The organism is Ruegeria sp. CF2, assembly GCF_056537385.1.
In genome coordinates this window covers 512,214-536,007 of record NZ_JBQFRL010000002.1, presented here as the reverse complement: position 1 = coordinate 536,007, position 23,794 = coordinate 512,214, and the positions used below count along the sequence as shown (strand labels likewise).

Genomic DNA, 23,794 nt, shown 5'->3' with positions numbered 1-23,794 from the left:
CTGCGGTCAGCGTCGTCTTGCCGTGGTCAACGTGGCCAATCGTGCCAATGTTGACGTGCGGTTTTGTACGCTCAAACTTTTCCTTTGCCATGATGGCCTCCTTTTTCGGAAATGAAGGGAGCCCGGGCAGCAGGCTCCCTCTATTTTTCGGTTATGCGTATTTTGCCTGGATCTCTTCCGCGATGTTCTGCGGAACCGGATCATAGTGGTCGAACTGCATGGTGAACTGGGCGCGGCCCGACGACATCGAACGCAGAGTGTTGATGTAGCCGAACATGTTGGCCAGCGGCACGAATGCGTCGATCGCAATCGCGTTGCCGCGCGGCTCTTGTCCAGACACCTGGCCCCGACGCGAAGTCAGGTCGCCGATGATACCGCCGGTATATTCTTCCGGGGTGATCACTTCGACCTTCATGATCGGCTCCAGCAGTTTCGCGCCGGCCTTTTTCAGACCTTCGCGCATGCACATCCGCGCCGCGATTTCGAACGCCAGAACGCTCGAGTCGACGTCGTGGAATTTACCGTCCAGCAGGGCAACCTTGAAGTCGATCACGGGGAAGCCGGCCAGCGGGCCGCTGTCCATGACGGACTGGATGCCTTTTTCGACACCCGGGATGTATTCCTTCGGAACGGCACCACCAACGATGCGGCTTTCGAACGAATAACCTTCGCCCGGTTCGGTCGGAGTGATCTCGAGCTTGACCTCAGCGAACTGACCCGAACCACCCGACTGTTTCTTGTGGGTGTAGGTGTGTTCGATCGGCATCGAGATGGTCTCACGATAGGCCACCTGCGGCGCACCGATGTTGGCTTCGACCTTGAACTCGCGCTTCAGACGGTCAACCAGGATGTCCAGGTGAAGTTCGCCCATGCCCTTCATGATGGTCTGACCCGATTCCAGGTCGGTTTCCACGCGGAAGGACGGGTCTTCGGCGGCCAAACGGGCCAGACCCTGAGACATCTTTTCCTGGTCGCCCTTGGTTTTGGGCTCGACCGCGATCTCGATCACCGGATCGGGGAAGGTCATGGTTTCCAGAACCACGGGATCCTTCGGATCGCACAGGGTGTCACCGGTGGTGGTGTCTTTCAGACCCGCCAGAGCGATGATGTCGCCTGCGAACGCCTCTTCGATCTCTTCCCGGTTGTTCGAGTGCATCATCATCATACGACCGATGCGCTCTTTCTTGCCTTTGGTCGAGTTCAGGATCGAGTCGCCCTTGTTCAGAACGCCCGAGTAGATCCGGGTGAAGGTCAGCGAGCCAACGAAGGGGTCGTTCATGATTTTGAACGCCAGGCCCGAGAAGGCCATGTCATCGTCAGCGCGACGCGCGATGTTGCGGACTTCTTCCTCGTCACCGGGTTTGAAGCCCATGTAGTCGACAACGTCCAGCGGGCTGGGCAGATAGTCGATCACGGCGTTGAGCAGCGGCTGAACACCTTTGTTCTTGAACGCCGAACCACCCAGAACCGGCACGAAGTGCAGCGCCAGGGTGCCCTTGCGCAGCAGTTTGCGCAGGGTCGGAATGTCGGGCTCGTTGCCTTCCAGGTATTCCATCATCGCGTCGTCGTCTTCTTCGACGGCCGCTTCGATCATCTTGCCGCGCCATTCTTCAGCCATGTCCTTCAGGCTGTCGCGGATCGGAGCTTTGACCCAGCTTGCGCCCAGGTCTTCGCCCTGCCACAGCCATTCTTCCATGGTGACCAGGTCGATCAGGCCTTCCAGCTCGTTCTCTGCACCGATCGGGATACCGACAGGGACGGCGCGCGCGCCGGTGCGGTCTTCGATCATGCGAACGCAGTTGAAGAAGTCGGCGCCGATCTTGTCCATCTTGTTGACGAAGACCATGCGCGGAACTTTGTAGCGGTCAGCCTGACGCCACACGGTTTCGGTCTGGGGTTCAACACCGGCGTTTGCGTCCAGAACGCAGACGGCACCGTCGAGAACCGCCAGCGAACGCTCGACTTCGATGGTGAAGTCAACGTGGCCGGGGGTGTCGATGATGTTCAGGCGGTGCTTGGGGGTATCGGCGGTCTGACCGTCCTCGGTGCGCTCCCAGAAGGTGGTGGTCGCAGCCGAAGTGATGGTGATGCCGCGTTCCTGCTCCTGCTCCATCCAGTCCATGGTGGCTGCACCATCGTGCACCTCACCGATGTTGTGGGATTTGCCGGTGTAATACAGGATACGCTCCGAGCAGGTGGTCTTGCCTGCATCGATGTGCGCCATGATACCGAAGTTACGGTATAGTTCGAGCGGATATTCGCGTGCCATTTGGATAAGCCTCTGGGATTACCAACGATAGTGGCTGAAGGCTTTGTTCGCCTCGGCCATCTTGTGGGTGTCTTCGCGCTTCTTAACGGCAGTACCGCGGGACTGTACGGCGTCCAGCAGTTCGCCGGCGAGGCGTTCTTCCATGGTGTTTTCGTTGCGGCCGCGCGCGGCGGTGATCAGCCAGCGGATGGCCAGAGCTTCGCGGCGCTCGGGGCGCACTTCGACCGGAACCTGGTAGGTTGCACCACCAACCCGGCGCGAGCGAACCTCGACCGACGGCTTGATGTTGTCGAGTGCTTCGTGGAACACCTCGACAGGAGCGCGCTTGATCTTGCTCTCAACGCGGTCGAAGGCGTTGTAGACGATACGCTCTGCGACCGACTTCTTGCCGTCGATCATCAGGTTGTTCATGAATTTGGTCAGGACCTTGTCGCCAAATTTGGCGTCAGGCAGGACTTCGCGTTTTTCGGCGGCGTGACGACGTGACATATCAGCCTCTCCTTCTTACTTGGGACGCTTCGCGCCGTATTTCGAACGACGTTGCTTACGGTCTTTGACGCCCTGGGTATCCAGAACACCACGCAGGATGTGGTAGCGGACACCCGGAAGGTCTTTCACACGGCCGCCACGGATCAGAACAACCGAGTGTTCTTGCAGGTTGTGGCTTTCACCCGGGATGTACGAAATGACTTCGTAACCGTTGGTCAGGCGCACCTTGGCAACCTTACGCATAGCCGAGTTCGGCTTCTTCGGCGTGGTGGTGTACACGCGGGTGCAGACGCCGCGCTTCTGCGGGCACTGCTCCAGGTGCATGGACTTCGAGCGTTTTACTTTGGGCTGCCGCGGTTTGCGGATCAGCTGTTGAATAGTTGGCATTCCGGTTTCTTCCCCGTTTTGCAACACACATGACATGCACGCGCGTTGCGTGCGGCTAACTTCGCTGCGCCAATGCGTCCACAAGCGCAAAACCCGCGAGCGTTCCCATTCCGAGGTGAACGTCGCGGTTGGTTATCAGAGGGCGCGAACTGCAAAATTGTCCGGGCCTTGACCAGTTCAATACTGAAATCGGTTTTGGGGCGGCCCCCGGTACCGAGATGACGGGCGTATAGGGGGAGTCGGCCCGACTGTCAACAGCCCCGGCAGATGGCCGCCCGCCTCGCAGCCGTGCGTCGCGGCGGAAGCGACATCGGTTGCGGTGTCACATCCCTCGGGGCATAGTCCGCACTGGTGTATTCCTACCGGAAGTGAAGATGCAAGTCATTGGTCTGTGCCGTTTCTCCTACCCGGCCATCGGCGGGTTCCAGACCATGCACGAGTCGGTCGAAGCGCGCCGGCGCCACTTGTACGACCCCCGACGTCTGGACGAGCGGTTCCGCCTGTTCGAGACCTGCGCCCTGCCCGCCCTACGCGCCCAGACGGATCCGCGGTTTCAGTTTCTGATCGTGACGGGGACCTGCCTGCCTCGGGTCGCCCGTGATCGTCTGAGCGACCTGACTTCGGGCATGAAACAAGTGCAAATCGTCTCGCGGGAACCCGGCCGACATCGCTCTGTCATGAAGGACGTCCTGAACCGGGCACGCCTGAACCCTGACCTGCCATGCCTGCAATTCCGTCATGATGACGACGATGCGGTTGCGGTGGATTTCGTCGAATTACTGCGCCGCGCGGTTCAGGACGCCGAAGGGCTGGTACGGCGCAACAAGATGGTTGCCATTGATTTCAATCACGGCTTTCTTGCCCGGTTCGACACCAACGGAATCCAGGCCACGCCGGTTCACCGGTCCCTGCTGGGTGTTGGTTTTGGGATGTATGTGCGCGGCGGGTGTGAGCTGACGATCATGAACTTTGCCCACCACAAGATCGGCCACTTCATGCCTGTCATCAGCCAGAACGAACCGCCGGTGTGGGTGCGCACGCTCAACGGGTTCAACGACTCACCCAACACCCGCACAAGCAAGGCCAAGCTTGAACCGCTGACCCCCGCTCTGGCAAAGCAGTTCGAAACTCGGTTTGCAATTGATCAGACGGTGGTCCGACGCGCCTATTCGGACGCCTGAAGTGCCCGCTCGCGAAAGAGGGTGAACAGCCCTGCGCTGACCACCAGTGCGGCACCCAGCATGGTGATCCGGTCGGGCCAATCTCCGAATACCGCCCATCCCAGACCCAAGGCCCAGATCAGGCTCGAGTATCGGAACGGCGCGACAAAGCTGACCTCGCCAACGCGCATCACCATGACGCTGAAGAGATACCCCAGCAGGACGAAAACAGCCGCCGAGGCAATCAACATCCCCGACCCGGCCGTCATCGGCACCCAACCCTGAAAAGCCGAGGCAATTGCCGCACCGGTGGTAATCGTCAATGAGGTTGCCAAAGTGACGACCATCGACGGTACCTCGGGCGACATTCGGCGGGTGATCAAATCCCGAGCCGTCACGCAGATGACGGCAATCAGGGCATACATGGCATAGATGCTGAAGCCGTCCGGACCGGGTCGCACGATCAGCAGCATGCCCGCAAACCCCAATGCAATGGCCATGATCCGCCGCCACCCGATCTGTTCCGAAAAGAACAGGGCCGCACCCAAGGTGACGGTCAGCGGCAGGGCCTGCAGAACCGCGGTCACATTGGCCAGCGGCATGTGCATCAATGCCGTGAGAAAGAAGAACGTCGCCGACAATTCCGCTACGCAGCGAAAAGCCACCAACCAGCGGTCGTGCCGCCCGAACCGCAGATGCAATGCCCCCAGATGCCGCGCCAACGCAAAAACCAGGATCGTCGCCAACAACCCACGCAGAGCCACCAGCTGGAACAGTGGCACCTCCTGACCGGCCGCCTTGACCAGCGTATCGTTCACAGTGAATGCGGCCATGCTGCCCATCATCAGCAGGGCGCCTTTGACGTTCGGTGTCATTGCCATGGCCCGGTTTCAATCTGGTCCCGGCATTGGCATCTCACCTGAGCAGATTGTCAACTTGTGATCCCGCCAATTCGATTTTGTTTGATCCGATCGCAGTTGTACCTGATCACTGCCAAGGGGTGGGTTTCTGCGTTGCCGCCTACAGGTAGTTCAGCTTCTGCGTGACCCAGAACAGTATCTCCGCAAGTGGCGAAATCGGCCCGGCCTTGTCGGTCATCACAAGCGCGGTGCCCGACGCGCCGAATTGAAGAGTTTCCAGAGGTACATCGCCAGGAAGTTCGATGAGGACCGGAAAGCTGGTGATCCCGACAAGTTCGCGCATCGAGGGCAAACCGGAGCGGAGATCCAGTGCGCCCTCAGACAAGGCCGGCGGAAACCCCGAAATAGTTCCCGTGATCTCGGATCCCGGCTGGGTTCGCAGCGCCACACGGATTTCATCGCCAAGGCCGACATTGGATCGGCTGGATTGGGGCAGCGAGGCCACCAACGCGTGGTTCGTCGGATCTATGAAGGTCAATGCGCCCTGGAAGGTTGTCGCGCGATTGCCCGGGCGCAGCGTGACCGCACTGACGATCCCGTCGCCCGGCGCGTAGACTTCCGTCTGCTTGAGGTTCCATTCGGCCTGCGCAAGCGCCTGTTCGGCCTCCACGACCGCCACATCCTCACCGTCGATCTGAGCTGCAATCCGGCGCTCCAGCCCCGCTTTTCGCGCTTCTGCTGCACGAATGCTTGCGGTGAGCTGTTCGATCGTCGCGACCGCTTCCTGCAGTTTGAAGGTGGTGGATGCGCCACGCTCTTCCAGTTGAACGATGTCATCCCGCCGCTGCTGCCCAAAAACAAGTTGCGCGGTCAATGAAGCGATATCGGCTTCGGCAGCCGCCAGATCCGTGGTCAATTGGTCTGCTGCCGACCGGGCGGCTTCCAGAGATGCCTCCAGCCGCGCTACCTCGAGCACGTAGAACTCGGGATCGATTCTGAACAAGAGATCGCCTTCGTTGACCTTCTGGTTCGGCTCAACGGCAACTTCGACGACCGTTCCGGAGACATTAGGCACAATGCTTGTCTGAACACCCAGAACCGACACAGGCCCCGTAGGCGCCGTGTGGTTGAGTGCGCCGATGACAACCAACGCGACGACGGCGGCCCCACCGTATGAAACGGTCTTCCAGAAGCCATTCCAGGGCAGCAGGCTGAACTTGGAGAAGACCAGCCAAATCACGCCAAAATACAATCCAAGGACTATGAGCATCCGATCAAGACCCGTGTTGAGTTCCAAACAGTGATGACGGGAGCAATTCCATTACCACATTCTGATTTTTGAGTATGCAGCAGTTCCATTTGAAATCACAGTGTTTGAATCGAACCCTGGCCGCTTCCGGCGCCGGCCGAAACAAAAAAGGCCCCGCGGAACCGCAGGGCCTTTCTGAGTTTCTCGTCGCCGATATTATTCGCGGCTTTCCGGAGTTTCCACCAGCGAGTCCAGCTCGTCGCCGACCATGTCATCATCCATCATCGGAGCGGCCAGCGCGGCTGCGGCCTCGGCCTCTTCGCGACGTGCCTCGATGACGACATTGTCACGCTGCTGCGCGATCTGGCGGACACGCTGTGTCGCACCACCGGTACCGGCCGGGATCAGACGGCCGACGATGACGTTCTCTTTCAGGCCAACCAGCTTGTCCTTCTTGCCCTGAACCGAAGCTTCGGTCAGCACGCGGGTGGTTTCCTGGAACGATGCCGCCGAGATGAACGAACGCGTTTGCAGCGAAGCCTTGGTGATCCCCAGCAGGATCGGCTCGCCCTGGGCCGGACGACCACCGCGGGCGATGGTCTTCTCGTTGGCCGCGTCGAACTCCTGTTTGTCGACATGCTCGCCCTTCAGCAGGGTGGTGTCGCCCGAGTCCAGGATCTCCCACTTCTGCAGCATCTGGCGTACGATGACTTCGATGTGCTTGTCGTTGATCTTCACGCCCTGCAGACGATAGACGTCCTGCACCTCGTCGATCATGTAATCCGCCAGCGCTTCGACACCCATGATGGACAGGATGTCGTGCGGAGCCGGGTTACCGTCCATGATGTAGTCACCCTTCTGCACGAAGTCGCCTTCCTGCACCGGGATGTGCTTGCCCTTGGGCACCATGTACTCGATCGTCTCCAGCGACTCGTCGACCGGCTCGATGCTGATGCGGCGCTTGTTCTTGTAGTCGCGGCCAAAGCGCACGTAACCATCGGCTTCCGCGATGATTGCGTGATCTTTCGGACGACGCGCTTCGAACAGTTCGGCCACACGCGGCAGACCACCGGTGATGTCCTTGGTCTTGGCGCCTTCACGCGGAATACGCGCAACAACGTCACCGGCTTCGATCTTCTGACCGTCTTCGACCGACAGGATCGCGTCCACAGACATCGGATAGTGAACCGGGTTGCCCGCATCGTTGCGGACCGGCTCGCCGTTGTCATCCACAAGAATGATCTCGGGCTTCAGATCGCTGCCTTTGGGGGCGGCGCGCCAGTCGATCACGATCTTCTGGGTCATGCCGGTTGCATCGTCGGTCTCGTCGCGGACAGCAATGCCCGAAACCAGGTCGACGTATTTTGCGGTACCGGCTTTCTCGGCGATGATCGGCAGGGTGTAGGGGTCCCACTCGAACAGCTTGTCGCCGCGCTTGACCTTGGTGCCTTCTTTGACAAACAGCTTCGAGCCGTAGCCCAGCTTGAAGCTGGCGCGCTCTTCGCCGTGTTCGTCGTTGATCACCAGCTTCATGTTCCGGCCCATGACCAGGCTTTCGCCGGCGGCATTGGCCAGGATCTGCGGGTTCTCAAAGGCAACGACACCGTCCTGGTTCGCTTCCTGGAACGACTGCTGACCACCTTGCGCAACACCACCGATGTGGAAGGTCCGCATCGTCAGCTGCGTACCCGGTTCACCGATCGACTGCGCGGCGATGATGCCGACAGCCTCACCGGTGTTCACCATGGTCCCGCGTGCAAGGTCACGACCGTAGCAGGTTGCACAGACACCTTCCTCGGACTCACAGGTCAGAGGCGAGCGGATGCGCATCGAGGCAACACCGGCCTCGTCGATCGTATCGGCCATGCGTTCGTCGATCAGCTGTCCGGCGGCGACGATGACCTCGTCGGTACCCGGACGCAGAACGTCATCTGCGGCCACACGGCCCAGAACGCGTTCTGCCAGCGACGCGACGACTTCACCGTCATTGACCGCAGCCTCGGCCGTGATCGCACGGTCGGTTCCACAATCAACATCGCGCACGATGCAATCCTGCGCCACGTCAACAAGACGACGGGTCAGGTAGCCCGAATTCGCCGTCTTCAGAGCGGTATCCGATAGACCCTTACGGGCACCGTGGGTCGAGTTGAAGTATTCAAGAACGGTCAGACCTTCCTTGAAGTTCGAGATGATCGGCGTCTCGATGATGTCGCCGTTCGGCTTGGCCATCAGGCCGCGCATACCGCCCAGCTGCTTCATCTGGGTTACCGAGCCACGCGCACCGGAGTGCGCCATCATGTAGACCGAGTTCGGCTCTTTGTCGGCGCCGTTCTCGTCCTTCTGGATTGCCGAGATGGTGCGCATCATGGCTTCGGTTACGCGGTCGTTACACTTCGACCAGGCATCGACAACCTTGTTGTACTTTTCGCCCTGAGTGATCAGGCCGTCCATGTACTGCTGTTCGAAGTCTTTCACCTGTTCGCGGGTTTCGTCCACGATGCCCCACTTGTCCTCGGGGATCACCATGTCGTCCTTGCCGAACGAGATACCGGCCTTGAACGCTTCCTTGAAGCCCATCGACATGATCTGGTCGCAGAAGATCACCGACTCTTTCTGACCGCAGTAGCGGTAGACGGTGTCGATCACCTGCTGCACTTCTTTCTTCCGCAGCAGACGGTTGACCAGTTCAAACGGTGCCTTGTTGTTCTTGGGCAGCAGAGCCCCCAAGCGAACACGGCCCGGCGTGGTTTCAAAACGCTTCTGAACCTCGTTGCCTTCTTCGTCGATCTGGGTGATCCGCGCGGTGATTTTCGAGTGCAGGTGCACCTCGCCCGCGTCCAGCGCGTGCTGGACTTCGTCGATCGAACCGAAGACCTTGCCTTCGCCGGGCATGCCTTCGCGTTCCAGGGTCACGTAGTAGAGACCCAGGATCATGTCCTGCGACGGAACGATGATCGGAGCGCCGTTTGCAGGCGACAGAACGTTGTTCGTCGACATCATCAGAACACGCGCTTCCAGCTGCGCCTCAAGGCTCAGCGGGACGTGAACGGCCATCTGGTCACCGTCGAAATCGGCGTTGAAGGCCGAACAGACCAGCGGGTGCAGCTGGATCGCCTTGCCTTCGATCAGAACCGGCTCGAACGCCTGAATGCCAAGACGGTGCAGCGTCGGCGCACGGTTCAGCATGACAGGGTGTTCGCGGATCACCTCGTCGAGGATGTCCCACACTTCGGGACGCTCTTTCTCGACCAGTTTCTTCGCCTGTTTCACGGTCGAAGACAGACCCTTGGCTTCAAGGCGCGAGTAGATGAACGGCTTGAACAGTTCCAGCGCCATCTTCTTGGGCAGACCACACTGGTGCAGCTTGAGCTCGGGGCCGGTCACGATGACCGAACGGCCCGAGAAGTCGACGCGCTTACCCAGAAGGTTCTGGCGGAAGCGGCCCTGCTTACCTTTCAGCATGTCCGACAGCGATTTCAGCGGACGCTTGTTGGCACCCGTGATCACGCGGCCACGACGGCCGTTGTCGAACAGAGCATCCACGGACTCCTGCAGCATCCGCTTTTCGTTGCGGACGATGATGTCAGGCGCGCGCAGTTCGATCAGACGCTTCAGACGGTTGTTCCGGTTGATGACACGACGATACAGATCGTTCAGATCCGAAGTCGCAAAACGGCCACCATCCAGCGGAACCAGCGGACGCAGTTCCGGCGGAATGACCGGAATCACGGTCATCACCATCCACTCGGGGCGGTTGCCCGACTCGAGGAAGGACTCAACAACCTTCAGACGCTTGATGATCTTCTTGGGCTTCAGCTCGCCGGTGGCTTCGGCCAGATCAGCGCGCAGCTGCTCGGCTTCGGCTTCCAGATCGATCTGGGCCAGCATCTCACGGATGGCTTCGGCACCGATATTCGCGGTGAACGCGTCCATGCCATAGGCATCCTGCGCGTCCATGTACTCTTCCTCGGTCAGCATCTGGCCGTAGGTCAGGTCCGTCAGACCGGGCTCGATGACGACGTAGTTTTCAAAGTACAGAACGCGTTCCAGATCGCGCAGCGTCATGTCCAACATCAGACCGATGCGGGACGGCAGCGATTTCAGGAACCAGATATGTGCGACGGGCGCGGCCAACTCGATGTGGCCCATACGCTCGCGGCGAACCTTCTGCAGGGTGACTTCCACACCGCATTTCTCGCAGACAACGCCGCGATACTTCATCCGCTTATACTTGCCGCACAGACATTCGTAGTCTTTGATCGGGCCAAAGATACGGGCGCAGAACAGGCCGTCACGTTCGGGCTTGAACGTCCGGTAGTTGATGGTTTCGGGTTTCTTGATCTCGCCATAGGACCAAGACAGGATCCGCTCGGGCGACGCCAACGAGACCTTGATCTCGTCGAAAACCTTGGGCGGCGTCAGCGGGTTGAACGGGTTGTTGGTGATTTCCTGGTTCATTTGTTACCTCAAATCTTGCGGAAGGGGGGACGGGAGAAAGGGCAGCGCCCTTACTCCTCAACCTCCGCATCCAGGAGTTCCATATTCAGGCCGAGGCCACGGACTTCTTTAACCAGAACGTTGAACGATTCCGGTACGCCCGCCTCGAAGTTATCCTCGCCCTTGACGATCGACTCATAGACCTTGGTCCGGCCGGCGACGTCATCCGATTTCACGGTGAGCATCTCCTGCAGGGTGTAGGCGGCGCCGTAAGCTTCCAGAGCCCAGACCTCCATCTCACCAAAGCGCTGACCACCGAACTGCGCCTTGCCGCCCAGCGGCTGCTGGGTCACCAGGCTGTACGGCCCGGTCGAACGCGCGTGGATCTTGTCGTCCACCAGGTGGTGCAGTTTCAGCAGGTACTTGATGCCCACGGTCACCGGACGCGCGAACTGCTCGCCGGTGCGACCGTCGAACAGGATCGACTGACCGCTTTCCGAGAAACCGGCGCGGATCAGCGCGTCGTTGACGTCGGCCTCTTTGGCGCCGTCAAAGACCGGGGTTGCGATCGGAACGCCGCGGGTCACGTTGCTGGCCGCTTCGATCAGCTGATCCTCGTCCATGCCGCTGATGCCCTCTTCGTAGACATCCTCGCCATAGGCGTGTTTCATCGCGTCACGGACCGGCGTCAGGTCGCCCGAGCGGCGGTATTCCTGCAGCGCCTCGTCGATCTTCAGACCCAGACCGCGAGCGGCCCAACCCATGTGGGTTTCAAGGATCTGACCGACGTTCATACGCGACGGCACGCCCAGAGGGTTCAAACAGAAGTCGACCGGAGTACCATCCGCAAGGAACGGCATGTCCTCCATCGGCACGACCTTCGAGATCACACCCTTGTTCCCGTGACGGCCGGCCATCTTGTCGCCCGGCTGCAGCTTGCGCTTCACGGCGATGAAGACCTTGACCATCTTCATCACGCCCGGCGGCAGGTCGTCGCCACGGCGGACCTTCTCGACCTTGTCTTCGAAACGGGCATCCAGGGCGCGTTTCTGCACCTCGTACTGCTCGTTCAGAGCCTCGACGATCTGAGCGTCCTTCTCATCTTCCAGCGCCAGCTGCCACCACTGACCGCGGGTCAGCGACTCGAGCAGCTCTTCGGTGATCTCCGACCCCGCCTTGACGCCTTTCGGCCCCTTGACGGCGGTTTTGCCCAGGATCATCGACTTGAGACGCGCGTAGATGTTGCGGTCCAGGATCGCCAGCTCGTCGTCCCGGTCACGGGCCAGACGTTCGACTTCCTCACGCTCGATCTGCAGCGCACGCTCGTCTTTCTCGACGCCGTGACGGTTGAAGACGCGGACTTCGACGACCGTACCGTAATCGCCCGGTTTCACGCGCAGCGAGGTATCGCGTACGTCAGATGCCTTTTCACCAAAGATGGCGCGCAGCAGCTTTTCTTCCGGGGTCATCGGGCTTTCGCCCTTCGGAGTGATCTTGCCGACCAGAATATCGCCCGGCTCAACATCCGCACCGATGTAAACGATGCCCGCCTCGTCGAGGTTGCGCAGCGCTTCTTCACCGACGTTCGGGATGTCGCGGGTGATCTCTTCCGGACCCAGCTTGGTGTCACGGGCGGCGACTTCGAATTCCTCGATATGGACCGAGGTAAAGACGTCGTCACGTGCGATACGTTCCGAGATCAGGATCGAGTCTTCGTAGTTGTAACCGTTCCACGGCATGAACGCGACGACCACGTTCTTACCCAAGGCCAGTTCACCCATATCGGTCGACGGACCATCGGCAATGACTTCGCCCTTCTGGACGGTGTCACCCACCTTGATCAGCGGACGCTGGTTGATGCAGGTGTTCTGGTTCGAACGCTGGAATTTGCGCAGACGATAGATGTCAACGCCAGCGTCGCCCAGTTCCAAATCTTCGGTGGCGCGGATAACGATACGCTGGGCATCAACCTGGTCGATGATACCGGCACGTTTCGCCTGGATCGCAGCACCTGAGTCGATTGCAACCTTTTCCTCGATCCCGGTACCGACCAGCGGCGCTTCGGCGCGCAGCAGCGGAACCGCCTGACGTTGCATGTTCGAGCCCATCAGGGCGCGGTTGGCGTCGTCATTTTCAAGGAACGGGATCAGCGAGGCCGCAACCGAGACCAGCTGCTTCGGCGAAACGTCGATCAGGTCCACGTTCTCGCGCGGGGCAAGCGTGTAGTCACCAGCCTGACGGGTCGAGACCAGATCGTTGATGAACTTGCCATCCGTATCCAGAGTCGCGTTGGCCTGTGCCACGGTGTGACGCATTTCCTCGGTCGCGGACATGTAGTGGACCTCGTCGGTCACCTGCCCGCCTTTCACGACGCGATAGGGGGTTTCGATGAAACCGTACTTGTTCACGCGGGCAAAGGTGGCCAGCGAGTTGATCAGACCGATGTTCGGGCCTTCCGGCGTTTCAATCGGGCACATCCGGCCATAGTGGGTCGGGTGCACGTCGCGCACCTCAAAACCCGCACGCTCGCGCGTCAGACCACCCGGGCCAAGCGCCGACAGGCGGCGTTTGTGGGTGACTTCCGACAGCGGGTTGGTCTGGTCCATGAACTGCGACAGCTGCGAGCTGCCGAAGAATTCACGCACCGCGGCCGCCGCCGGTTTCGCGTTGATCAGGTCCTGCGGCATGACGGTGTCGATCTCGACCGACGACATACGCTCTTTGATGGCGCGTTCCATGCGCAGCAGGCCGACGCGGTACTGGTTCTCCATCAGTTCGCCGACCGAGCGCACACGACGGTTGCCCAGGTGGTCGATGTCGTCCACGTCGCCCTTGCCGTCACGAAGCTCGACCAGTGCCTTGATGCAGGCCACGATGTCTTCGCGGCGCAGAGTCCGCAGAGTATCCGGAGCATCCAGGTTCAGGCGCATGTTCATCTTCACGCGGCCAACGGCCGACAGATCATAGCGCTCGCTGTCGAAGAACAGGGTGTCGAACAGAGCCGACGCAGCCTCGACGGTGGGCGGCTCGCCCGGGCGCATGACGCGGTAGATGTCCATCAGCGCGCTTTCGCGGCCCATGTTCTTGTCCTGCGCCATGGTGTTGCGGATGTACGGACCGACGTTGATGTTGTCGATGTCCAGAACCGGAATATCGGTGATGCCGGCATCGATCAGCTCCTTCACGGTGCCGCCGATCAGCTCGCCATCCTTGTCATATTCCAGGGTCAGCTCATCACCGGCTTCGACATAGATCGCACCGGTTTCTTCATTGATGATGTCCTTGGCAACGAACTTGCCGACGATGTGGTCGAACGGCACCAGTAGGTCGGTGACCTTGCCCTCGTCGATCAGCTGCTTGACCGCGCGCGGGGTGACCTTCTTGCCGGCTTCGGCAATCACTTCACCGCTTTTTGCGTCGATCAGGTCATAGGTGGGACGGGTGCCGCGCACACGTTCGGGGAAGAACGGGGTGACCCAGCCCTTCTTCTTGTTCAGCTTGTAGGACACGGTGTCGTAATACGCGTCCATGATCGCTTCCTGGTCCAGGCCCAGGGCATAGAGCAGCGTGGTCACCGGCAGTTTGCGGCGACGGTCGATGCGTGCGTAGACGATGTCCTTGGCGTCGAACTCGAAGTCCAGCCAGCTGCCGCGGTACGGGATAATGCGGCAGGCAAACAGCAGCTTGCCCGAGGAGTGAGTCTTGCCCTTGTCGTGGTCGAAGAACACACCGGGCGACCGGTGCATCTGGGACACGATCACGCGCTCGGTGCCGTTCACGATGAAGGTGCCGTTCGGCGTCATCAGGGGCATGTCGCCCATGAACACGTCCTGTTCCTTGATGTCCTTGACCGATTTGGCCCCGGTGTCTTCGTCGACATCAAAAACGATCAGGCGCAGGGTGACCTTCAGCGGCGCGCTGTAGGTCATGTCACGCTGCATGCACTCTTCAACGTCGTATTTCGGCTTTTCCAGCTCGTATTTCACGAATTCCAGCACGGAAGTTTCGTTGAAATCCTTGATCGGAAAGACCGATTGGAACACGCCGTTGATACCTTCGCCGTCGGTCGGCTGATCGGCATCGCCAGAGCGCAGGAATAGATCATAGGAGGATTTCTGGACCTCGATGAGGTTCGGCATTTCCAGGACTTCGCGGATTTTGCCGTAGTATTTCCGAAGACGTTTCTGGCCAAGGAACGATTGAGCCATGTCAGATGTCACCTTTCGATGTTCTCAGCGGGCAAAAACACCGTCGGGCCCCGGCGCCTTGCACATACGAGACGACACGTCCGGATCAATTCGTGGCCACCGTCCCGAATGGTAGCCTCCCGATCCGCGAACCGCGTCTTAGAAAACGCCCCAGCACATGAGGCCCTTTCTAAGACAGGTTCGGCTGGACCCGGATTTCTCCGGGCCCAGCCAAATTCCACGGCGCATCCGCGATGCACCGAAAGACAGGCTTAGGCCAGCTCGACCTCGGCGCCAGCTGCTTCCAGCTTGCCCTTGATCTCTTCGGCTTCTGCCTTGTCCACGCCTTCTTTGATCTTGCCGCCGGCTTCGACCAGTTCCTTGGCTTCTTTCAGGCCCAGGCCGGTGATGCCGCGAACTTCTTTGATGACGTTGATTTTCGAAGCGCCGGCGTTCTTCAGAACGACGTCGAATTCGGTTTTCTCTTCCTCAGCGGCACCGCCGGCATCGCCAGCTGCGCCTGCGACCATGACGGCGCCGCCAGCTGCGGGCTCGATGCCGTACTCGTCTTTGAGGATGGTTTTCAGTTCTTGTGCTTCCAGCAGGGTCAGACCAACGATCTCTTCTGCCAGTTTCTTCAGATCAGCCATTGTATCAGCTCTTTCCGTTTACAGTGTGTGTTCCAACGTCAGGGCATGTGCCCCACGCAGATCATTCAGTGCCAACCGCTTACGCAGCTTCCGCCTTCTCTTCGATGGTGGAAAGGATGCTTGCGATGTTGCTTGCAGGTGCGCCAATTGCACCGGCGATGTTCGAAGCAGGCGCGCCGATGCAGCCCACGATCGAAGCAATAAGCTCTTCACGCGACGGCATTTTCGACACGGCTGTGACACCAGCCCGGTCCAGAGCGTTCTCGCCCATTGCACCGCCAAGGATCTCGAACTTCTGGTTCTCCTTGGCGAAGTCCTCGGCCACCTTGGCTGCTGCCACGGGGTCCTCGGAATAGGTCAGAACAGTCATACCCGTCAGCAGGTCAGCAATGCTCGCACATGGCTTACCGTCGAGGGCGATTTTGGCGAGCCTGTTCTTGGCAACACGCACGGAGCCGCCCGCGTCACGAGCACGTGCGCGAAGGTCCTGCATCTCGGCAACTGTCAGACCGGCGTAGTGAGCAACCACTACGACGCCAGAGCTTTCGAAGATTTGGCCGAGTTCCTCGACCACTTTCTCTTTCTGGGCTCTATCCACAGTTCTCTCCAAGTTAGGGGCGATGTTTCACCCCGGCTCATATTTGCCGAGGGCTGCCCCCCGGCGTTCAGGTCCGTTGTTACGGGATTGGCCAAAATGCGCCCGAGGGTCAGGACCCTCGAAATTCTTTGGTCTTACCCGTCTCAGGCAGGGAATTAAGGGGCCGGAAGGACCCACCCACCGTCTTGGACGAAACGAAATAAAGCGCACGACGAATCGCACGCTTTATTCCGCAGCCCTCTTTAGGGCAGATGGCCGGGGTTTCCAAGGGGTAAATTGGCCCGAACCCCAAGCCGGTGGACAATGACCGCAAACCCGAACAGGATCAACGCATGATCAAGTTGAAATCCATTTCCAAGCCGCAATTCCTGTTTCGTCAGATTTCTCGCCAATTATGGGTTCGAACCAGCCTGATCGCCGCTCTCGCCGTGGTCAGCGCGGGGATTGGCACCTACCTCGGCGGCTTCGTCCCCGACTTTCTCGCACAACGGCTGAGCACGGAGGCCGTGGCAAAGATCCTCGGCATTCTGGCGTCGTCCATGCTGGCGGTCACGACCTTTTCTCTGTCTATTATGGTCGCGGCACAGCGATGGGCCTCGAACCAGTCCTCCCCGCGCGCCCAGCAGGTGATCGAAGAGGACAGTGTCTCGCAAAACGTGCTGGCCACGTTTCTCGGCGCATTCATCTTCGCGCTCGTATCGCTGATCCTTGTCGAAACCGGGGTCTACACCCAGCAATCCATCGCCGTTGCGCTTGCGTTCACCTTGGTGGTGATCTTTTTGGTGACACTGGCGCTCTTGCTCTGGATCGACCAATTGCCCAGCTATGGCAGCATCTCCGAAACGGCGGGCAAGATAGAAAAGAACGCCAGGGACACCATGACCCGAGCCATGGAACTGCCGTGCCTCGGCGCCATTCCATATCAAGCCGCCGCGGATGTTCCGCAAACCGGTCACGACGTGCGGGCCAGTTCGACAGGGAACGTGCGCCACGTGGATGTCGGCATGCTGAATTCCTGCGCCGAAGAGAATGACTGCGAGATCTGGATCATGGCGCTACCGGGGCAATTCGTAACCGAAGGCCAACCCCTGGCCAGAGCGACCCGGAAAATGGATGGTGAAACCATCCGGGAAGCCTTCTTGATCGGGACCGAGCGCAGCTTCAATCAAGACCCCCGCTTTGGCATTCAAACCCTGTCGGAAATCGCACAGCGCGCGCTCTCGCCGGGTATCAACGACCCAATGACGGCAATTCAGATGGTCGAGAGGTTGCTGCGGGTTCTCCTGCCACTTGGCTCGCGGCCCACCCAGCCCGCCGACCCGCAATTCCCGAAAATCCATGCCCCCGAGATCGCGATCGACACATTCCTTCGTGACGCTTATGCGGCCATTTCCCGGGATGCCGGTGACAAGGTCGAAGTCCACGAGGCCATTCTCAGCGCGCTGACCCGACTGACGCAGACTCAAGACGGAGCAATGACAACCGCGGCTCGGGCGGCTGCGAACCAGGCATTGACCGTTGCCGAGCGCGACCTCAGGCTTGAGGCTGACAAGGCACGCGTGCGCGAAATACCCAATCAGGTCACAGTCGAACCTGCTATCTAAGAGCAAAAGAAAACCCCGGGCAGCATGACCGCCCGGGGTTCGAATTTCCGAAAGAACGTGTCGGCTTATTCGCCCGCAGCTTGCGCCACATCCACGGTCACGCCGGGGCCCATGGTCGAGCTCAGCGCGATTTTCTTCATGTAGGTGCCCTTGGCGCCCGACGGCTTCGCCTTGGCAACGGCCGAGATGAAGGCGCGGACGTTTTCCGCCAGCTTGGCTTCGTCGAACGACGCCTTGCCGACGCCTGCGTGCACGACACCACCTTTTTCCGCCTTGAACTGAACTTCACCGCCCTTGGCTGCTTCCACGGCCGCTTTCACGTCCATGGTCACGGTGCCGACCTTGGGGTTCGGCATCAGGTTGCGGGGGCCCAGAACCTTACCCAGACGACCGACGATCGGCATCATGTCCGGGGTTGCGATGCAACGGTCAAAGTCGATGTTGCCGGCCTGGATGCTTTCCATCAGGTCCTCGGCGCCGACGATGTCCGCACCGGCTTCTTTCGCCTCTTCAGCCTTGGGGCCGCGCGCGAAGACAGCAACGCGCATGTCCTTGCCGGTACCGTTCGGCAGACCAACGACGCCGCGCACCATCTGGTCTGCGTGACGGGTGTCGACGCCCAGGTTCATGGCGATTTCGATGGTTTCGTCAAACTTCGAGGTTGCGTTGGCCTTGACCAGTGCAACTGCCTCTTCGACCGACAGGTTTTCCTTGCCGGCGACGGCTTCGCGCGCTGCGCGGGTACGTTTACCGAGTTTTGCCATCTTACTTCACCTCGATGCCCATGGAACGGGCCGAGCCCAGGATGATCTTCATTGCGCCTTCGACGTCGTTGGCGTTGAGATCCTTCATTTTGGCTTCGGCGATCTCGCGCACCTGCTTGGTGGTCACGGTTGCCACGGTCTCACGGCCGGGGTTCTCCGCGCCACGGGGGCGGTTACGCTTGCCGACCGGCTTCAGACCGGCCGCCTTCTTCAGGTAGTAAGACGCGGGCGGCGTCTTGATGTCCATGGTGAAGGACTTGTCCTGATAGTAGGTGATCACGGTCGGGCACGGAGCGCCGGGCTCCATGTCTGCGGTCTTGGCGTTGAACGCCTTGCAGAATTCCATGATGTTGATGCCGCGCTGACCCAGCGCCGGACCAACTGGCGGCGACGGGTTCGCCTGACCTGCAGGAACCTGCAGCTTCATCGTACCAGCAAGCTTCTTGGCCATTTGGTTTTCCTTTCAACGTGAATGGGACGCGTCCCATCCGGTTTTATGTTGCGTGGTCCGATCAGGAATCGCGATCCCTGCGATCTCCCACGAGAGAATCTCGCCCGAAGACGATAGGGGCGGCGTTTACAGGGGAACGAATGGGTTGGCAAGGGCATGCCACTGAAAACAGGATGGCTGGCGAAGCCGCCTTCCCAACGGCGTCCGTCGGCATGCAGGCCCCGCTCCCGCTATGGACCGGCAGACGCCTCCGGCTGCACGGCGCGCTGGTAGAGATGCCAAGTGGTATGCCCAAGGATCGGCAACGTAAAGACAAGCCCCAGAAACGCCGGCACCAGCGAAAACAGCATCGTGACCGAGATGATGGCCGCCCAGCCAAGCATGACCACAGGGCTTTCGGCGACAACGCGGAGCGATGTAAGCATGGCCGTTACGAAATCGGTGTCGCGATCCAGCAGCAAGGGCATGGCAACAACAGTCACCGAAAACAGAACGGCGGACAGAAACGCACCGACGCAGGTGCCAACAGCCAGGAAAGCCCAGCCTTGGGGGGTAAAGAACACGGTGTTCAGGAAACCGTCGAAATCCGAAAACGAGGCATTCTGCAGGATGATCGCCAACCAAAGCCGAACCTGGTAGATCCATACCCAGAAAACAAACAGCGTAACGAAGGCCATCCAGCCCATTTCCCGCTTACGCTGATTGGCCATGACCGTCAGTATTTCCGACCAGCCAAAATCCTCTCCGGCCTGAAGTCGACGCGACATCTCATAGAGGCCTGCAGCAGCGAAAGGGGCGACCAGCGGAAATCCCACGACGGCAGGAATGATCATCCAAATCTTGCCAAGCCAGACCAGGCTCCAGACCAGCAGAAACCCGAAGACGGCATAGAACAGTCCGAAAAATCCGCTCATTATGGGACGCGCCAGAAAGTCGGAAAACCCGGCCTTCAGCGAGTCGGTGATGTCGGCGGCGGTGACCGTGTTGACCACAGGCATCGTCCGCTGAGGCGGGGTCAGCTTGTCGGGTGGCGTGGGGCCTGCAGCCTTGGATGTCATGACAGAGTCCTCCCAAAGCATCACTGCGCGCAAATCCTCTGGCCCATGAGCCCGGCTGCGCAACGGTCATACCTGTACCAAGCACAAGTGTGCATCAGGCAAGGAGTTAGGGCAAGCGGCCAAGGCTGTGGCGAAACCTTACCGGCAACCACCAGAAACAGTTGCGCCGCCTGTTACGGCGGCGCGTTCGGTTCCTGCAAAGTCAGTTCCTGAAAGAAAGATCAGCTCTGCTTGGTGACCTGCGTAAAGTCCAGCTCGACCGGAGTTTCGCGCCCGAAGATCGAGACGGTAACCTTCAGCTTCTGGTTCTCGTCGTCCACGCCCTCGACCATACCGTCGAAATCCTCGAACGGGCCGTCGTTGACTTTGACCTTCTCGCCAACCTCGAAGCTGATCATCAGCTTGGGTGCTTCCTCACCTTCCTGAACACGGTTGAGGATCTGGTTCACCTCGGCGTCGCGCATCGGCATCGGGCGGCCCTGAGGACCCAGGAAACCGGTGACCCGGTTGATCGAGTTGATCAGGTGATAGCCTTGATCCGACATTTCCATGTGCACCAATACGTAGCCGGGCATGAAACGGCGTTCAGTCGTGACCTTCTTGCCCCGGCGCACCTCGATCACCTCTTCGGTGGGAACCAGAACCTCGTCGATCTCGTCCTCAAGGCCGTGCTCGGCCACCGACGTGCGGATCTGCTCTGCGATCTTCTTTTCGAAATTCGAAAGAACGCTGACCGAGTACCACCGTTTCGCCATGAACCTGTCGTCCTTGTTTGCCTTTGGCGCGCCGCGTCGGGCGGACGCACCTGAATTGAAATTTTGTCGCGGTCCGGCCGCGTGTTCCGGAATAAAAAGCGGCGCGCAGTCCGAATCGCCGCACGCCCATCCCGAAAGGTCCCGCGTCAACTACTCTGACATTGCCTGCTGTGCAAGGGGGCAGTGCCGGTCGGGCGCCCGAAGCGGGCGCGTCTCGGCGCGATCCGACGGGACCCGGCAGTCGGTTTTAGCTGAACATACCCAGGATCAGTTGCAGACCGCCGCGAATGCCCAGATCCACCAGAGCAAAGAACACGGCAGTCAGAGCCGCCATGATGAACACCATGACCGTGGTCAGCAGAACCTCGCGCCGCGTCGGCCAGACGACCTTTGCAACTTCGGCACGGACTTGCTGAATGAATTGGATCGGGTTTGTGGTGGCCATTAGGCTTGGTCTCTCTGCTAGCGGTTGGGCCGGACATAGCCGGGCATTGCGGCAATTTCAAGGGCCGTCGGCATCACGATTGCACCCGGTCAGGACTTGGGGCGATCATCCCACTCGTTGCTCAGAATCCGTCGGGCATCGCCTTCGGGGTCGTCATATTGGTTGCTGCGGACCGTGTAGATGAACGCCACCAACCCAACACCGCCCAACAGCAGCGAAATCGGTATCAGATAGGCTAGAACTTCCATTCGGATCACCTCAGGCGCAGAGCGTTCAGGGATACGGTAATCGACGATGTGGACATCGCCAAGGCCGCGATCAAGGGCGTCGCAAGGCCGGCAACGGCCAAAGGCACCGCGATGACATTGTAGATCGTCGCAATCTGAAAATTCTCGCGGATGCGTTGCGTCGCCCGGACAGCAGTATGGCACGCATCGGCGATCGGCGACAGGTCATTGCCCAGCAGGACGATGTCCGAAGCCACGCGGGCCGCATCCAGTGCCGAAGCCGGAGAGATCGAGGCATGGGCCGCCGCCAGCGCGGCTGTGTCGTTCAACCCGTCACCGACCATCAAAACCCGGCGGCCTTGGTCTGCCAGCTTCTGAATGTGTCGCGCCTTGTCCTGCGGCAGCGCCCGCGCGATCCAGGTCTCGATCCCCAGCTTCTCGGCCAGGGTTTTCACGGCGTTGGTCGTGTCCCCGGACATGAGGATGACGTCCTTACCCGCATCACGCAAAGCCGCGACCGCGTCGGCAGCGCCGGGGCGTAAAGAGTCGGCAAAGCGGAACTCGACCGGGCGATCGCCCCCCACTGCCAACCAGGCCGCGGTGTGATCACCCTCCGTCGCGCCCACCCATTCGGCCCGGCCCAGCCGCACGAGCTGTCCCTGAAACTGGCCCTCGGTCCCGTGACCGGGAATCTCGGTGACGTTTTCAACCTCGGCCGGGGTATACCCTTCGGCCCGAGCGGCCCGGGTCAGGGCGACCGCCAGCGGATGCGACGAAGTCTGTGCCAAGGCCAGAGCGATCTCGATCTCACGGCCTGTGTGTTTGCCACCGTTGACCAGTTGAGGCGCGCCTGATGTGAGCGTTCCGGTCTTGTCGAACACCACGGTGTCGACCTCGGCCAACCGCTCCAACGCCGTGGCGTCCTTAATCAGCATCCCCTTGCGGAACAGCCGCCCCGAGGCCGCGGTGGTGACCGCAGGAACCGCCAACCCCAACGCACAGGGGCAGGTGATGATCAGCACAGCGGCGGCGATGTTCAGCGCTGTGCGCAGATCGCCAGAATAGATGTACCAGCCAACGAAACTGAGTGCGGACAGGATATGAACCCCTGGGGCATACAGCTTGGCCGCCTTGTCCGCCAAGGACGTATAGCGCGACCGCCCGGATTCCGCGATGGCCACAAGATCTGCCATGCGGTGCAGCGAAGTCTCTTCGCCCACCGCCGTTGCCTGAATGGTCAGCGGCCCGGTCAGGTTGACCTCACCCGCGCTGACTTGCGTGCCCGGCTGGGCAAATACCGGCAGGGTTTCACCGGTCAGCAACGACCGATCCAACTCGGATTCACCGGTCACGATCTTGCCGTCCACCGGCATCCGCCCCCCTGGTCGCACCAGGATCAGGTCACCGACGGCCAGTTCGGCAACAGCGACCTCGCGCTCGGCCCCGTCAACAAGGCGGGTGGCGCGCGGCACCTCGAGGGCTGTCAGCTCTTCGGCGGCGGAGCGGGCCGCGGCACGGGTGCGGTAATCCAGATAGCGCCCCGCCAGCAGAAAGAACGTCAGCGTCAAAGCCGCATCGAAATAGGCGTGCTCACCGCTCAGCGCCGTTTCCCAAAGCGAAGTGACCAAGGCCAGCAGGATTGCCAGAACGATCGGCACGTCCATGTTCAGGCGGCGAACACGCAGCGCGCTCCACGCGTTGGCAAAAAACGGTTGGGCCGAGAACGCAATGGCCGGGAGGGCGATGGCCGCCGAAATCCAGTGAAACATGTCGCGCGTCGCGTCGGTGGCGCCGGACCAGACCGACACTGACAGCAGCATCACGTTCATCGATGCAAAGCCGGCGACTGCGAGCCGCATCAAAAGGTCTCGTCCGGCCTTGTCCGATTGCGTGGCTGACAGGGCACCTGGATCCAGCTCATGCGCCTCGTACCCGGCCCGATCGAGGACCGGGATCAGATCCGTTGCCCGAACCTCGGGCCCCGCCTTGATCAGAGCGCGCTTGAGCGTCAGGTTGACCCGCGCGTCCTGTACGCCGGGGTGCGCGTTCAACGCACGTTCGACATTGGCAATACAGGCCGAGCAATGAATGCCCGGCAGTGACAGCGCGATCTGAACGTCGACCGGAACCGGCCTGGCCGGTTCCGCCGGAGCCGCGATGCAGCCCGGACAGGCTGCGGTCCCGGATGTCACCTGCGACGACAT

At 60.4% G+C, this 23,794-nt stretch carries 19 protein-coding genes; 2 read left to right on the top strand and 17 right to left on the bottom strand.

The genetic code is table 11. The features are described from left to right. The 4 genes from ACR0IR_RS13640 to rpsL form a co-directional block, all read right to left on the bottom strand. Positions 1-91 (bottom strand): GTP-binding protein (locus ACR0IR_RS13640; protein WP_215675807.1); only part of this gene is annotated, 91 nt, incomplete at its 3' end. 60 nt (positions 92-151) lie between these two features. Further along, on the bottom strand, positions 152-2,269 hold the full coding sequence (fusA, locus tag ACR0IR_RS13635) for an elongation factor G (protein WP_170360942.1): 2,118 nt from the start codon (positions 2,267-2,269) through the stop codon (positions 152-154). Positions 2,270-2,287: 18 nt separating this feature from the next. After that, the gene (gene rpsG, locus ACR0IR_RS13630; RefSeq protein ID WP_093964348.1) at positions 2,288-2,758 is read right to left on the bottom strand and encodes a 30S ribosomal protein S7; all 471 of its coding nucleotides are present in this window, start codon (positions 2,756-2,758) and stop codon (positions 2,288-2,290) included. Between the two features lie 15 nt (positions 2,759-2,773). Continuing rightward, on the bottom strand, positions 2,774-3,145 hold the full coding sequence (rpsL, locus tag ACR0IR_RS13625) for a 30S ribosomal protein S12 (protein WP_005980675.1): 372 nt from the start codon (positions 3,143-3,145) through the stop codon (positions 2,774-2,776). Between the two features lie 374 nt (positions 3,146-3,519). Between rpsL and ACR0IR_RS13620 the strand changes: the two genes are divergently transcribed. Further along, positions 3,520-4,326, top strand: coding sequence for a putative rhamnosyl transferase (locus tag ACR0IR_RS13620; protein WP_170364370.1), 807 nt, complete (start codon positions 3,520-3,522; stop codon positions 4,324-4,326). On the opposite strand, the gene ACR0IR_RS13615 is transcribed toward ACR0IR_RS13620, so the two are convergent. The 6 genes from ACR0IR_RS13615 to rplJ all read right to left on the bottom strand — a co-directional run bounded on the left by ACR0IR_RS13615 (position 4,311) and on the right by rplJ (position 16,286). Then, positions 4,311-5,180, bottom strand: coding sequence for a DMT family transporter (locus tag ACR0IR_RS13615; protein ID WP_170364423.1), 870 nt, complete (start codon positions 5,178-5,180; stop codon positions 4,311-4,313). The genes ACR0IR_RS13620 and ACR0IR_RS13615 overlap by 16 nt on opposite strands. Before the next feature lie 145 nt (positions 5,181-5,325). Beyond that, a complete protein-coding gene (locus ACR0IR_RS13610) occupies positions 5,326-6,435 on the bottom strand; it encodes an HlyD family secretion protein (RefSeq protein WP_170364368.1) in 1,110 nt (369 codons plus the stop codon). A gap of 195 nt (positions 6,436-6,630) precedes the next feature. Further along, a complete protein-coding gene (rpoC, locus tag ACR0IR_RS13605; protein ID WP_170364366.1) occupies positions 6,631-10,872 on the bottom strand; it encodes a DNA-directed RNA polymerase subunit beta' in 4,242 nt (1,413 codons plus the stop codon). A gap of 50 nt (positions 10,873-10,922) precedes the next feature. Continuing rightward, the gene (rpoB, locus tag ACR0IR_RS13600; RefSeq protein ID WP_170341436.1) at positions 10,923-15,059 is read right to left on the bottom strand and encodes a DNA-directed RNA polymerase subunit beta; all 4,137 of its coding nucleotides are present in this window, start codon (positions 15,057-15,059) and stop codon (positions 10,923-10,925) included. A 251-nt stretch (positions 15,060-15,310) separates the two neighbouring features. Then, positions 15,311-15,688: a 50S ribosomal protein L7/L12 gene (gene rplL / locus ACR0IR_RS13595; RefSeq protein ID WP_093964343.1), complete on the bottom strand. Its 378-nt coding sequence runs from the start codon at positions 15,686-15,688 to the stop codon at positions 15,311-15,313. Between the two features lie 79 nt (positions 15,689-15,767). Further along, positions 15,768-16,286: a 50S ribosomal protein L10 gene (gene rplJ, locus ACR0IR_RS13590; RefSeq protein WP_093964423.1), complete on the bottom strand. Its 519-nt coding sequence runs from the start codon at positions 16,284-16,286 to the stop codon at positions 15,768-15,770. 332 nt (positions 16,287-16,618) lie between these two features. Here rplJ and ACR0IR_RS13585 point away from each other — a divergent pair, with 332 nt between their 5' ends. Next, on the top strand, positions 16,619-17,890 hold the full coding sequence (locus tag ACR0IR_RS13585) for a DUF2254 domain-containing protein (protein WP_170364364.1): 1,272 nt from the start codon (positions 16,619-16,621) through the stop codon (positions 17,888-17,890). 65 nt (positions 17,891-17,955) lie between these two features. On the opposite strand, the gene rplA is transcribed toward ACR0IR_RS13585, so the two are convergent. From rplA to ACR0IR_RS13550, 7 genes are all read right to left on the bottom strand, one after another. Next, the gene (gene rplA, locus ACR0IR_RS13580; protein WP_170364362.1) at positions 17,956-18,654 is read right to left on the bottom strand and encodes a 50S ribosomal protein L1; all 699 of its coding nucleotides are present in this window, start codon (positions 18,652-18,654) and stop codon (positions 17,956-17,958) included. A gap of 1 nt (position 18,655) precedes the next feature. Next, positions 18,656-19,105: a 50S ribosomal protein L11 gene (rplK, locus tag ACR0IR_RS13575; RefSeq protein ID WP_093964340.1), complete on the bottom strand. Its 450-nt coding sequence runs from the start codon at positions 19,103-19,105 to the stop codon at positions 18,656-18,658. Between the two features lie 230 nt (positions 19,106-19,335). Beyond that, positions 19,336-20,163, bottom strand: a complete 828-nt coding sequence (locus ACR0IR_RS13570; RefSeq protein WP_170364360.1) for a DUF2189 domain-containing protein — start codon at positions 20,161-20,163, stop codon at positions 19,336-19,338. A 221-nt stretch (positions 20,164-20,384) separates the two neighbouring features. Beyond that, positions 20,385-20,918: a transcription termination/antitermination protein NusG gene (gene nusG / locus ACR0IR_RS13565; RefSeq protein WP_093964422.1), complete on the bottom strand. Its 534-nt coding sequence runs from the start codon at positions 20,916-20,918 to the stop codon at positions 20,385-20,387. 247 nt (positions 20,919-21,165) lie between these two features. After that, on the bottom strand, positions 21,166-21,363 hold the full coding sequence (gene secE / locus ACR0IR_RS13560) for a preprotein translocase subunit SecE (RefSeq protein WP_093964338.1): 198 nt from the start codon (positions 21,361-21,363) through the stop codon (positions 21,166-21,168). An 89-nt stretch (positions 21,364-21,452) separates the two neighbouring features. Then, the gene (gene ccoS, locus ACR0IR_RS13555; RefSeq protein ID WP_093964337.1) at positions 21,453-21,611 is read right to left on the bottom strand and encodes a cbb3-type cytochrome oxidase assembly protein CcoS; all 159 of its coding nucleotides are present in this window, start codon (positions 21,609-21,611) and stop codon (positions 21,453-21,455) included. Positions 21,612-21,616: 5 nt separating this feature from the next. After that, complete coding sequence (locus tag ACR0IR_RS13550; RefSeq protein WP_170364358.1) at positions 21,617-23,794, bottom strand: heavy metal translocating P-type ATPase; 2,178 nt, start codon at positions 23,792-23,794, stop codon at positions 21,617-21,619.